The 13,017-nt window shown below is 46.5% G+C and carries 11 protein-coding genes and 1 rRNA gene; 3 read left to right on the top strand and 9 right to left on the bottom strand.

The window, feature by feature from the left end; translation table 11 throughout:
- The 3 genes from L6H65_RS25280 to gyrA all read right to left on the bottom strand — a co-directional run.
- A 16S ribosomal RNA gene (locus L6H65_RS25280) occupies positions 1–77 on the bottom strand; the annotation flags it as partial.
- A 309-nt stretch (positions 78–386) separates the two neighbouring features.
- The gene (locus tag L6H65_RS25275; RefSeq protein WP_236347131.1) at positions 387–1,457 is read right to left on the bottom strand and encodes an HD-GYP domain-containing protein; all 1,071 of its coding nucleotides are present in this window, start codon (positions 1,455–1,457) and stop codon (positions 387–389) included.
- A gap of 40 nt (positions 1,458–1,497) precedes the next feature.
- The gene (gene gyrA, locus L6H65_RS25270) at positions 1,498–4,011 is read right to left on the bottom strand and encodes a DNA gyrase subunit A (RefSeq protein ID WP_236347128.1); all 2,514 of its coding nucleotides are present in this window, start codon (positions 4,009–4,011) and stop codon (positions 1,498–1,500) included.
- 391 nt (positions 4,012–4,402) lie between these two features.
- Here gyrA and L6H65_RS25265 point away from each other — a divergent pair, with 391 nt between their 5' ends.
- On the top strand, positions 4,403–5,164 hold the full coding sequence (locus L6H65_RS25265; RefSeq protein ID WP_236347125.1) for a YheC/YheD family protein: 762 nt from the start codon (positions 4,403–4,405) through the stop codon (positions 5,162–5,164).
- A 102-nt stretch (positions 5,165–5,266) separates the two neighbouring features.
- Here the strand turns inward: L6H65_RS25265 and gyrB are convergent, their stop codons facing one another.
- From gyrB to dnaA, 6 genes are all read right to left on the bottom strand, one after another.
- A complete protein-coding gene (gene gyrB, locus L6H65_RS25260) occupies positions 5,267–7,177 on the bottom strand; it encodes a DNA topoisomerase (ATP-hydrolyzing) subunit B (protein WP_236347122.1) in 1,911 nt (636 codons plus the stop codon).
- Between the two features lie 102 nt (positions 7,178–7,279).
- A complete protein-coding gene (remB, locus tag L6H65_RS25255) occupies positions 7,280–7,528 on the bottom strand; it encodes an extracellular matrix regulator RemB (RefSeq protein ID WP_236347119.1) in 249 nt (82 codons plus the stop codon).
- A 26-nt stretch (positions 7,529–7,554) separates the two neighbouring features.
- Entirely contained in the window at positions 7,555–8,664 is a 1,110-nt protein-coding gene (gene recF, locus L6H65_RS25250; protein ID WP_236347117.1) for a DNA replication/repair protein RecF, read from the bottom strand.
- Between the two features lie 46 nt (positions 8,665–8,710).
- The gene (gene yaaA, locus L6H65_RS25245; protein WP_290370478.1) at positions 8,711–8,926 is read right to left on the bottom strand and encodes a S4 domain-containing protein YaaA; all 216 of its coding nucleotides are present in this window, start codon (positions 8,924–8,926) and stop codon (positions 8,711–8,713) included.
- Positions 8,927–8,940: 14 nt separating this feature from the next.
- Positions 8,941–10,083 (bottom strand): DNA polymerase III subunit beta, encoded by a 1,143-nt coding sequence (gene dnaN / locus L6H65_RS25240; RefSeq protein ID WP_236347114.1) that lies wholly within the window; start codon positions 10,081–10,083, stop codon positions 8,941–8,943.
- Positions 10,084–10,289: 206 nt separating this feature from the next.
- Entirely contained in the window at positions 10,290–11,642 is a 1,353-nt protein-coding gene (gene dnaA / locus L6H65_RS25235; RefSeq protein WP_290370477.1) for a chromosomal replication initiator protein DnaA, read from the bottom strand.
- Between the two features lie 621 nt (positions 11,643–12,263).
- On the opposite strand from dnaA, the gene rpmH reads away from it, so the two are divergent.
- Both rpmH and rnpA read left to right on the top strand, forming a co-directional pair.
- Positions 12,264–12,398, top strand: coding sequence for a 50S ribosomal protein L34 (rpmH, locus tag L6H65_RS25230; protein WP_189000351.1), 135 nt, complete (start codon positions 12,264–12,266; stop codon positions 12,396–12,398).
- 151 nt (positions 12,399–12,549) lie between these two features.
- Positions 12,550–12,897, top strand: a complete 348-nt coding sequence (rnpA, locus tag L6H65_RS25225) for a ribonuclease P protein component (protein ID WP_236347111.1) — start codon at positions 12,550–12,552, stop codon at positions 12,895–12,897.
- Positions 12,898–13,017 lie beyond the last annotated feature (120 nt).

Raw genomic sequence — 13,017 nt, 5'->3', positions numbered from 1 at the left:
CTTCAAGTCCGCTCGACTTGCATGTATTAGGCACGCCGCCAGCGTTCGTCCTGAGCCAGGATCAAACTCTCCATAAAAGAAGTTTTCGCTTTCGACGCTAGTCGAGAGAGAAAAGCTTCAAAGGATGGCTTGTTAGCTCATCGCTGACTTACATTTTAAAACCTGTTTGACAGGTCGCTCATTGTTCAGTTTTCAAAGAACAAATTCTTGTTTATCTCGTCGTCACCTCTCAGCGGCGACTTGATTAATATACCACGTTTGCCTATATGATTGCAAGCATTATTTTTAATTTCTTTTAAAATAAAAACTGTGCTATACAATCCAGCCGAAAAGCGGCAAGAAATAATATAACACAGCTCATTATTATAAGTCAATTATTAATTTCATTATTCTATTCGTTCCATAATTTCTTCTATATATAGATTGCGTTCGTTCGTCAGATTAATAATGGTACCATCTACAGATACCCATGGTCTTGTCGGGTGATTGCGGTCGGAGAAGACAATTTCTCCAATTCTATCATCACTCAACCTTACTAAGGTTCCATTGTGGAACCGTGTTACTTTCTCAATGAAGGTCCCCACATATGCCGGCTCAAGCTTGCCAAAAGAATCCTTCTGCAGCTGCTCAAGCACCAGATAAGGGGATACAGCCTGTCTGTAAGCCCGTTTCATCGTCATCGCATTGAAGATGTCTGAGATGGCCACAAACTTGGAATAGGGATGGATCTTATCCGCCTTGAGCCCCAGCGGGTATCCGCTGCCGTCTACGCGTTCATGATGCTGAAGAGCAGAGAGCTTAACGCCCTCTGTTATACCTGTTACCTTCAGGAGCATCTGGTAGCCAAGATAAGTATGCTTCTTCATCTCTTCTACTTCTTCATTGGTCAGCTTCGTCGGTTTGCTCAATATATTCTTGTCAATCTTCGCATTGCCGATATCGTGAAGCAAGCCGGCAAGAGCTGCCTGCATCCAGTCTTTTCTCGGAAGTCCATTCCATTGTGCCAGCATATAGCAGCTCATGGCCGACATGGCGCTTTTATGATACAGATAGTCCTCATTGTTAACTGGTGCGGGTGAGAACGCCAAAATATTATATTCATCAATATGCTCCAGCAAAGCTTCAAGCTGTTTGCGAATATCAAGAATCGGAATGTTCGTTATGCTGATCGATTGATAGAACACATTTTTCAACAATTGAACCGTTCTCTCGTACTGCTCAAGAAATGGCGATTTCTCAGCTGCCTTTCCCTGCTCCGGAGTAATCGTTTCCTCTTCTACCCGATTGTCCATCAAAGATTCAATGACAACGGTAGGTACAAGAAAAGCTTGAAGAATTTCAAGTTCACGCGGAGTGATTACTTTCCCTTTGTAGAACAACACACTTCCAAGCGGAGTAAGCACATCTTGAATGATTTTGTCCCCGAGCTTCACTTGTGTCACCGGCACCGTTGCCACTGTTCTTCCCCCGCTCCATACATGTTAATTTACGTTGCTGCTACTCATCAGAAGACGTTTCATTGCTCTCATTGTTACCACCTGAAAGCTCTGAACCCTCTTCATCCTGCTCGCTGTACTCCGGCAGCTCTTCACTGCGAGCTACGCGAGTAACCGTTGCAACAGAATCGTCGTCTCGTATATTAATCAGCTTCACGCCTTGTGTATTGCGTCCCATGGTGGAGATGCCATCCATGCTTGTACGAATCATTGTCCCCGACGACGTCATTATCATCAGATCCTCGTCATCCTGAACAACCTTCAACGCTACGATCGGTCCATTCTTCTCTGTTACGTTGAGCGTCTTGATACCTTTACCGCCGCGGTTCTGAATCCGATATTCACTAATCGGCGTACGCTTGCCGTAGCCTTTGGACGTTACGATGAGCACCTCATGCTCCGGCACTACAACATCCATTGCAATGACATAATCGCCATCGTCGGTATTAATGCCTCTTACACCTGTCGCTGATCGACCCATCGGCCTGACATCCTGCTCTGGGAACCTGATGGACATGCCCTGGCTCGTTCCCATAATGATTTCCTGCTTGCCATCGGTAAGCTTAACGCCGACCAGATCGTCTTCCTCACGAAGATTGATGGCAATCAACCCGATTTTGCGAATATTCGAGTAATCATCAAGCGGTGTTTTCTTAACGACACCTTCACGTGTAGCAAAGAACAAGTACCGATCAGGCTCGAATGATTCAACTGGGATAACCGCATTCACGGTCTCGCCTTGCTCGATTTGAATCAAATTAATGATTGGCGTCCCGCGAGCTGTCCGGCTAAGATCTGGAATCTCATAAGCCTTGAGGCGATATACTTTGCCTTTATCAGTGAAGAAGAGCAGGAAATGATGCGTGTTGGATACAAATAGATGCTCGACAAAATCATTGTCCTTCGTATCCATGCCCATTACGCCTCTGCCGCCGCGCTTCTGACTGCGATAAGTGGTAACAGGCAGACGCTTCACATAGCCCGTATGGGTAATCGAGATAATGACGTCTTCACGAGGAATTAGATCCTCATCCATAATCTCATCATCACTAGCCATTAGCTCTGTGCGGCGCTCATCGCCGAACTTCTCTTTCACTTCATTAAGCTCTTCGCTAATGATTTGCAATACAAGCTCCTCATCAGCCAAGATTGCTTTGTACTCGGCTATTTTCTTCTGCAGCTCTTCATATTCGGCTTCAATCTTGTCACGTTCGAGACCGGTTAAGCGCTGCAGACGCATATCGAGAATCGCTTGCGCCTGATCATGGCTGAGCTGGAAACGGGACATAAGCCCCTCGCGAGCGATATCAGCAGTCTGTGATCCACGAATAAGCGCAATAACCTCGTCGAGATGATCCAACGCAATTCGCAGACCTTCGAGAATATGCGCGCGCGCTTCCGCTTTCTTAAGGTCAAATTCTGTACGACGACGAATAACTTCGATCTGATGCTGCAAATAGTAATACAGCACATCGCGCAGATTAAGCACGCGCGGCTCACGATTAACGAGTGCAAGCATGTTAATGCCGAAATTCATCTGCATCTGGGTTTGCTTGTACAGGTTATTGAGCACGACGCTCGGAGTTACATCACGGCGCAATTCGATAACGACACGCATACCGTTGCGATCAGATTCATCTCTCAAATCTGTAATGCCGTCAATTTTCTTCTCGCGGACGAGCTCTGCAATCTTCTCAACGAGCCGCGCCTTAACAACCTGATAAGGGAGCTCGTGTACAATGATACGGGCTTTACCGTTATTCTCTTCGATTATTGCGCGAGCGCGCATCGTAACCGAGCCGCGACCAGTCGTATAGGCTTGACGAATGCCTTCCCGCCCCATCAAGAAGCCAGCTGTAGGGAAGTCAGGTCCTTTAATATACTCCATCAATTCCAGCGGAGTTATATCAGGGTTTCTGATTAGAGCTTGCACCCCGTCGATAACTTCACTCAAATTGTGTGGAGGTATATTGGTCGCCATCCCTACAGCAATACCGGTCAATCCATTGACCAGCAGGTTAGGAAAACGAGCCGGCAGCACAACAGGCTCGCTTTCTTCGCCATCGTAGTTAGGTACGAAATCAATCGTTTCTTTATTAATATCACGAAGCATTTCCATAGCGATCTTGGACAATCGCGCTTCTGTATAACGCATGGCCGCAGCCATATCGCCATCAATAGAACCGAAGTTGCCATGTCCATCGATCAGCATATAGCGAAGCGAGAAGTCCTGCGCCATCCGCACCATCGTTTCATATACGGCAGAATCACCATGCGGATGATACTTACCGATCACTTCGCCGACGATTCTGGCAGATTTCTTATATGGTTTATCAGGCGACATGCCCAGTTCCGACATCGCATACAAAATGCGACGGTGAACCGGCTTTAACCCGTCCCTCACATCGGGAAGAGCGCGGCTTACGATAATGCTCATCGCATAATCCATAAACGAATCCCGCATCTCAACACCAATATCGCGATCTTGTACTTGAGAACTTTGTTCTTCCGCCATTGTTGACCTCCTAAAGTTTTTGCAGTAAGCAAAACGCTTCGTAAGCATACGCATTGTTTTGTGCAATCAGAAGTGCAGTGGTAGCTCATGCGCAGCACAGCGCAATCAACCATCACAGTATGAACGCAATTCTATAAACTTAAACGTTCCCTGTCCATAATCTTACATAACCTCTTCAATCGCATTTCTGTTCAATCATAGGTATGCGCCCTCTCCTCTTAGCCTCTATCGCCATAAGCTATATCATCAAGTACAGCATACGCCTCAGCAAATGATGGAGAACAACTCAAAAATAGACATAATCCCTATTATACCATCGTTTATCATGCCTGTCTCCTTACATGCCTGCTTTACTTTGATGAATTTATCGATTTCGAAAGGTGGAGCCTCATTGCCCATCCAACGTGTGCGGAGCAAGTGGGCGAAAACGAATAGCCTGCTTAAATCAACAGAGCTGACAGAGTATATCCCTGAAACAAAGAGATGGAGCAAGAACACACTGCAGGCCATGCTGGATGCGTATAAAATGGTTTATGTTAAGCCTGATTCCGGCACATTCGGCAGTGGCGTCATTCGTGTCGAGAAGCGAGCTAATGAATATTATTCCTTCCAGATGGGAACTAGAAAAAGGGAGTTTCACTCCTTCGATGCAATGGCTCACCAGCTCCAGCAAACGATCAGGCCTCAATCTTATTTGATCCAGCGCGGTATCCAACTGTTGAGACATGCCAATCGCCGATTTGATATTCGGGTTATGGTTCAGAAGAATAATCACAACCATTGGGAATCCACCGGCATCATCGGCCGTCTCAGCCATCCAGCCAAAATTGTCACCAACTATCACAGCGGCGGCACGCCAATGTCGATGGAGCAATTAATGTCCGGCAAGCTGTCCGCCTCGCAACTGTCCGCCTATCACTTCCGTTTAAAAAAATTAGGGGTATCTGTAGCGAAGCAGCTGCAGAGCCAGTACCCCAGGCTGAAGGAAATCGGCATCGATGTAGCGGTAGATAGTTCGTTCAAACCGTGGATACTGGAGGTTAACACGCTCCCCGATCCTTTTATATTCCGCAAGCTTAGAGATAAATCCGTATTTCGCAAAATTCACCGCTACTGCGTGTTGTACGGCAGGTTCAAACGTAAGCGCCACTAACCATCATCACTCTCATGGCGGAACCGCTTATAGAACAAGCCGCCCGAGCTTCGGACGGCTTGTTCTTATGCAATAGGGCAAGACAACAAATTGTATTGGCCTCTATACGTCTAGATTTTTGACAAACTTCGCGAACTTCTGAATGAAATCACGGCGCGGTTCAACATTCTCACCCATAAGGGTATCGAATATATTGTCGGCTTCCATCGCATCTTGGATCGATACTTGCAGCATCGTGCGGCTCTCAGGGTCCATTGTCGTTTCCCATAGCTGCGATGCGTTCATCTCGCCAAGACCTTTGTACCGCTGTACATTCACTTTGACGCCTTCACCGAACTCTGCAATGATGCTGTCGCGCTCCTTCTCACTCTGAGCATAGCGAACAACTTTGTTGCGTTCAATCTTGAAGAGCGGCGGCTGAGCGATATAAATATAACCGGCTTCAATGATCTTCCTCATGTAACGGTAGAAGAAGGTTAGCAGAAGGGTGCGAATATGCGCACCATCGACGTCAGCATCCGTCATAATAATGACTTTGTGATAACGAGCCTTCGCAACATCGAAGTCGTCGCCGATTCCCGTTCCAAGCGCTGTTATAATCGCACGTATCTCGGTATTGGATAAAATTCTGTCGAGACGCGCTCTCTCCACGTTGAGAATCTTGCCCCGCAGCGGCAGAATAGCCTGGAAGTGACGGTCACGTCCTTGCTTTGCAGATCCGCCTGCGGAGTCACCTTCAACGATATAGATTTCAGAGATCGATGCATCCTTGGAGGAGCAATCGGCGAGCTTGCCGGGAAGCGAGCTTACTTCAAGAGCGCTCTTGCGACGAGTCAGCTCACGCGCCTTCCGTGCAGCTTCACGAGCACGCGCAGCCTGCAGTCCCTTCTCCACAATCTTCTTGGAGACCGATGGATTCTCTTCCAGGAACTCCTGAAACTTCTCTGCAAAGAACGATTCCACGATACCGCGGACTTCGCTGTTGCCAAGCTTCGTCTTGGTCTGGCCTTCGAATTGCGGCTCGGGGATCTTAACCGATATGATAGCGGTCAAGCCTTCGCGCACATCATCGCCAGAGAAGTTCGTATCATTATCTTTAAGCGAGTTCGACTTGCGGGCATAATCGTTAATTATACGCGTTAACGCACTCTTGAAGCCGGATTCATGGGTTCCGCCTTCATGGGTATTAATATTATTCGCGAAGGAATAGATGTTCTCACTGTAGCTGTCATTGTACTGAAGCGACACTTCTACCTGGATATTATCCTTTGACCCTTCCACGTAAATCGGCTGCTCGTGCAGCACCTCTCGATTACGGTTCAGATATTGAACGTACTCAATAATACCGCCCTCGTATCTGTAGGAATGCGTCATTTCCGTCCGCTCATCCAGCAGGACAATCTCGATGCCTTTATTCAGAAATGCAAGCTCGCGAATACGCGATTGCAGAATTTCATACTCATATACAGTCGTCTCGGTGAAAATCTCGGCATCCGGCTTGAATCGAACAATCGTACCGGTCTCAGATGTTTCGCCTATGATCTTCAAATCATATTGCGGCGCGCCGCGACGGTATTCCTGCTGGTGAATATAGCCTTCACGCTTAACGGTAACAATGACCTGCTCGGACAATGCATTAACAACAGATACACCAACACCATGCAGACCGCCTGATACTTTATAGCCTTCGCCGCCGAACTTGCCGCCAGCGTGAAGAACGGTCATAACGACCTCTAGTGCGGGACGGTTCAGCTTCGCTTGCATACCGACAGGAATTCCTCGCCCGTTATCGGTTACAGTAATGCTGTTGTCCTCATGAATTGTGACCTCGATTCGATCACAATACCCAGCGAGCGCCTCATCAATACTATTATCAACGACTTCCCATACGAGATGGTGAAGCCCTTTGCTGCTTGTAGAGCCTATATACATTCCGGGGCGTTTGCGTACCGCTTCCAAACCTTCCAGAACCTGTATCTGATTCTCATCATACGTATGCTGATTCAAAGACATGCTCGATTTCACTACTCCTCTCAGGTTGCTATTGGCAAGAACGCTCTGTTTATGAACAAGCGCTGTTTCGTAAGCCAGGACCTATCGCTTCAGCTATGACATTCAAGTTGTTGCAAAATGATGCGATCGTTTCTTCAGCGTCGAGGACGATATCGGAGAATAATAGATTTTGTGCTGTGTCACAACAATCGATTTGGCCTCTTCTTCTCCAATCATCTCTACGTCCTTCCGCTTCTTGGCCTGCAAGACGAATTGCTTGGACAGCTTGGAGGACTGCTCAATGGATATATCGAATATCGCCACAAGTTCCGCAGCTCGGATAATTTTCTCTCCGCCTAAATGAATATACATTGGCATCACCCTTCGCTATTAAGCCTTTATCGCGCTACTTGACCGTCTCGTACGTGATAGATGCGTGAATCGTGCAGTTTACTTATGTTGACGCTCTCTAGTCCTGTTGTCGTAATGAACGTCTGCACTTTGCTTTGAAAGGTTTCGATCAGCTGTGTCTGCCTATGCTGATCCAGCTCTGACAAAACATCATCCAGCAGCAGCAGCGGATATTCACCGATTTCTTCATGAATCAATTCAATCTCAGCCAGCTTGAGCGACAATGCGGTTGTCCGCTGCTGACCTTGAGAACCGTATATGGACGCCTCTTTACCGTTAATATAAAAAGCAATATCATCTCGGTGGGGACCAACAAGCGTAATCCCCCGGCGAAGTTCCTGATCTTTAACCTGTGATAACTTTATCATAAATTGCTCAAATAAAACAGATTCTTCTTCTTCAGCCTCTGTTTCGAAGGATGGCCGATAGACAATCTTCAGTTCTTCCATCCCTGCGGTGATGCCGGAATGAATTCCATTGGCCCATTTCTGCAGTTTATAAATAAAGGTTTGCCTTTTTTTCATAATTTTAACACCATACTCAGCAAGTTGCATGTTCCAGATATCCATCATCGCTTGCTGAACATTGCTTGACGTAACAGATTTCAAATAATTATTGCGCTGCATTAATACTTTGGCATATTGACCGAGGGAATACAAATAACCGGGCTGCACCTGGCCGATCTCCATGTCGAGAAACCGCCTGCGTATACCCGGTGTTCCTTTTACAATTTCCAGATCCTCAGGCGCAAACATAACCACATTAAGCGTACCTACAAAATCGCTTAGCTTCCGCTGCTCCAGCCCGTTGATCTTCGCTCTCTTCCCCTGTGCCGACAAGGAAAGGTCAAGCGTTACCGTACCATATTTCTTAACGACCTCTCCCCGAATACGAGCATCCTGGGATTGCCAGCCAATGAGCTCCTTGTCCTTGCTTGTACGGTGAGATTTGGTGAGCGCAAGCACATAGATGGCCTCCAGCAGGTTCGTCTTGCCCTGCGCGTTGGGACCGACAAACAAATTCACTCCGCTGTCCGTTCTCACTTCCAGCCCCTCATAGTTGCGGTAATGCTGCAATTGTATAGCATTTAGATACACGCTGCTGCCTCCCCGTTCTTGCGCACTCTGTGGGTTAGCTGCCGCGTTACCCCTTTATAACCGTAAATTCTCCATGTCCCTGGATCTTGATCAGGTCACCGGGATACAGCTTGCGGCCCCGCCTATTGTCACTTTCACCGTTAATGGAAATGCTGGCATCCTGGAGAAAAAACTTGGCAGCTCCGCCTGTATCAATAACACCGGCAAGCTTCAGAAATTGACCAAGGGCGATATATTCTGTTTTTATTTCAACTTGGTTCATGATCGATTTCCTCTCTACCCTGTCGTCCGATAAGGCAATATGATGTGCAGGCTATGCGCATGATCGGTTGGTTTAATTATAATCGGGCTCATTGCTCCGTTGAAGCCGATATACATATACTCGCTGTCAATGACCTTCAATGTATCCAGCATGTATTTGGAGTTGAAGGCAATACGCAGCTGTTCTCCGTTTTGCTCCTTCACTTCCATCTGCTCGGTAACTCGTCCAAGTTCGGTTGAGCTGGAGGAGATTTCGATCGTGCCATCCTCTAGCGTGATCAGCTTTACAATATTTGTCTTCTCTTCTCTGGACATGAGATATGCGCGGTCGATTGCATCCGTCAACGTTTTTGTATGCAGAACCAGTTCTGTTTTGAACTGCTGCGGAATAATCTTGGAAGTATCGGGATAGGTTCCATCCAAAATACGGGAATAGAACAGCACATTGTCGATTTTGAACAACACCTGATTGTCGGCAACGATGATATCAATCAACTTGCTTTCATCGGGTACAAGCTTGGACAATTCATTCAACGTCTTGCTCGAAATAACGACATTGCTGAAACGATATTCTGGTGGCGATCCTACAGCTGCGGTGCGGCTTGCCAGTCGATGGCGGTCAGTTGCAACAAATTTCAACAATCCATCCTCCAGACTCCACAGAGCGCCTGTCAGAATAGGGGTTTGCTCGCTTGTCGAAGCAGCGAATATCGTTTGTCTGATCATTGAACGAAGCAAGTCACAGGGAACGCTTAATATTTCAGTTTCTTCAATCGTCGGGAGGACAGGGAATTCCTCGGGGTCAAGTCCAACCATCTGAATATCAGTCGAGCCTGAACGGATCGAGGTTTGATGATTTTCCTTCACTTCAATTTCAATTTCTGCAGAAGGAAGCTTCTTTACGATCTCTACAAAAAATTTGGATGGAAGCACGACGCTGCCGGGCTTCTCGATTTTGGCGATTACGAATTCGCCGTTCTCAACCGGGATGAAGCTTTGTATCGAAATATCGGTGTCGCTCGCTGTCAATGTAACACCTTGATGAGTGACATCGAATTTGATTCCTCCAAGAATCGGTATTGCGGGACGGGAGGATGATGCTTTCGAAACCTGTTGAATGGCGTCGTTGAGTTCATCTTTTCTTATTGTAAGTTTCATTACTTCACTCCTATAACGAAATTGCGAAAGGTTCCCTTTGTGAATCGGGCTGACGCGCGTTTATTGATGATGTTATTTATTAAAAAAATAGTAGTAGTCGTAGTAGGGACACTGAATATGTGGATAAGTGGATAAACTGCCGATAAAGCAAGCCTATCCACATGTGTATAGCGTGTGCATAGGCTTGAGTCGTTGTTCATAGTTATTCAGGTGTGATTCTTGATCTTCTCGGTTAGTGTCTGAATGATCTTGTACAGCTCTGTATCAACCTTAATCTGCTGGGTTATTTTCTCATGGGCATGAATGACGGTCGTATGGTCGCGTCCTCCGAATGCTTCGCCAATCTTGGGAAGCGAATGATCCGTCAGCTCACGCGATAGATACATGGCGATCTGTCGCGGGAATGCGACGGCCTTCGTCCGTTTGCGTGCTTTGAACTCTTCCATTCTTAGACCGTACAATTCCCCAACCTTCTGTTGGATATCCTGCATGGTAATCATTTTAGGCCGGCTCGACGGAATGATATCCTTGAGCGCTTCAGCAGCCAGATGAGAGGAAATATCCTCATTAATGAGTGATGAATAGGCGACTACGCGAATTAGCGCGCCCTCCAGCTCTCGAATATTCGTATCAATCTGACTGGCGATATAGACCATCGCTTCATTAGGAATATCGAGGTTCTCAGCCTTGGCCTTCTTGCGCAGAATCGCAATTCGCGTCTCCAGATCAGGCGGTTGAATATCGGTTATCAGACCCCATTCGAACCTGGAACGCAGCCGTTCCTCAAGTGTCGGAATTTCCTTCGGCTGCCGATCGCTTGAGATGACAATCTGCTTGCGTTCCTCATGGAGCGCATTGAAGGTGTGGAAAAACTCTTCCTGGGTCTGCTCTTTGCCTGCCAGAAATTGAATATCATCTATAAGCAGCACGTCGATATTCCGGTATTTGTTGCGAAAGCTTTCGCCACGATTGTCTCGAATCGCATTGATAAACTCGTTCGTAAACTTCTCTGACGACAAATAAAGGACACGAGTGCTTGGATTATGTTCAAAGATATAATGTCCGATTGCGTGCATTAAATGTGTTTTGCCCAGTCCAACTCCGCCATACAGAAATAATGGATTGTACGCTTTGGCGGGCGCTTCTGCCACTGCGAGCGATGCTGCATGCGCGAATCGGTTGTTGGCGCCGATGACAAACGTATCAAACGTATATTTCGGATTGAGCATATGTGAGAATGTCTCTTCCGGCGCTGTTTGGACTGCAGGGATAAGAGGGGGAGGCAGTACGACCGGTTCCGGCGGCTTATTCTCCTCGATAACAAATTTAATGTCATATTGTTGTCCCAGATATTCTTGCAGCGTTGAACGCACAAGCTTTGTATAACGACTTTCGAGCCATTCGGCTGCAAAAGTAGTGGGTGCTGTTACGATAACCATCGAATCACCGCTGAACGAAGCTTTTGTTGCTTTAAACCAAGTGTCGAAACTCGGCTTGCTCAGCTTTGTTTGAATGATTGACAGCACCTGTTGCCACATTTCGTGCGTATGGCTATCCACAGATTGTCACTCCTTATCCAATTCGCCTGAATGGCGAAACCATGCGTAAAGATGTCGAATATTTGGGGTTATTCTTTCTTTCATCCACAGTGTACAGGATTTTAACGAAATTATTATCAATAGGGGAATGAGGTTGTTCACATTGTTATCCACAGGTTGTTGATAAATCTGAGGAAAATATGGAGTCATCCACATCGAAAACAAATCTATCATAGCAAAATAACCCCCGAGTTTCAACGATTCCAGCGATTTTATCCACAAATTCAATAGGTTGTGTATAAATGTTATCGACAACACAAGATATTGTTTATATCATGTGCCCATTTCGACAGAAAGCGGGAAAATCCCGAAATATTCATCCACATGTTACTAACTTTTGCGAAAAGTCACGGGATCCTTCATTTATCCACATGTGCATTTGGCTGCTCATGCCGTCCGGTTGACATTTGGCTGTGCTCATGGTTTAATTGAAAAAGGCGTTTTTTCGTTTAGTGAGCATAAGTATGTAGAAATCTTGATGCTTGAGCGCTTGGTGAAGAGAGATCATACGTCCGTTGCAAACGGCGAGGAATAGTTTATCGCTGGACGAGATTATATAGTAGGAACAGGAGGTGCAGTGAAGTGAGACCGACATTTAGACCGAATGTAAGCAAACGGAAGAAAGTTCATGGATTCCGCAAACGCATGGCTTCGAAGAATGGACGTAAAGTGCTGAGCGCACGTCGTCAAAGAGGAAGAAAAGTATTGAGCGCGTAAGTTAAAGACCACATCGTGTGGTCTTTTTTTCATTTCATATATAGGAGAGCTGGAACGCACGATGATGATGAGCTGCCGAAATAGCAGCTGATGATTCCTCTTCTGCAATAGTTGGCAATACTGAGATGCAAAGGTTCGGTGATCTGTAGACGTGCATAGAAAGTTACGATTAAAAAACCGCAATGATTTCAGCCGCATCTATCGCCATGGCAAATCTTTTGCGAATGGTCAGTTTGTTGTATACTGGTCGCGTCAAGTGAATGCGGAGCCTTTTCGCCTGGGTGTCTCAGCCAGCAAGAAGATCGGCAACGCTGTCGTTCGCAACCGAATGCGGCGCATGGTGAAGGAGATCGTTCGATTGCGCAAGGAACAGATCGCAGAGAAGATTGATCTGATCATCATTGTGCGCAAGCCGGCTATCCAAATGAGGATGAAGGAACTGGATAAAAGCATGGTTCATGTGCTGAAAAGGGCAGGACTTTTGAAAGCGCCTAAATGATGATTGCAGCGGCGTTATCGAGGGTCTGGGGGCTTGTTTATTTGTTTCATAAAATGTGGTATAGTCATGAATGTATGAATAACAACGATGTATCGGTATAATCGTTACGTTGGATGGTGC

Origin of the sequence: Paenibacillus plantiphilus (genome assembly GCF_927798095.1) — a bacterium.
Classification (GTDB): domain Bacteria; phylum Bacillota; class Bacilli; order Paenibacillales; family Paenibacillaceae; genus Paenibacillus_Z; species Paenibacillus_Z plantiphilus.
This window is presented reverse-complemented; position numbering and strand designations above follow the sequence as displayed.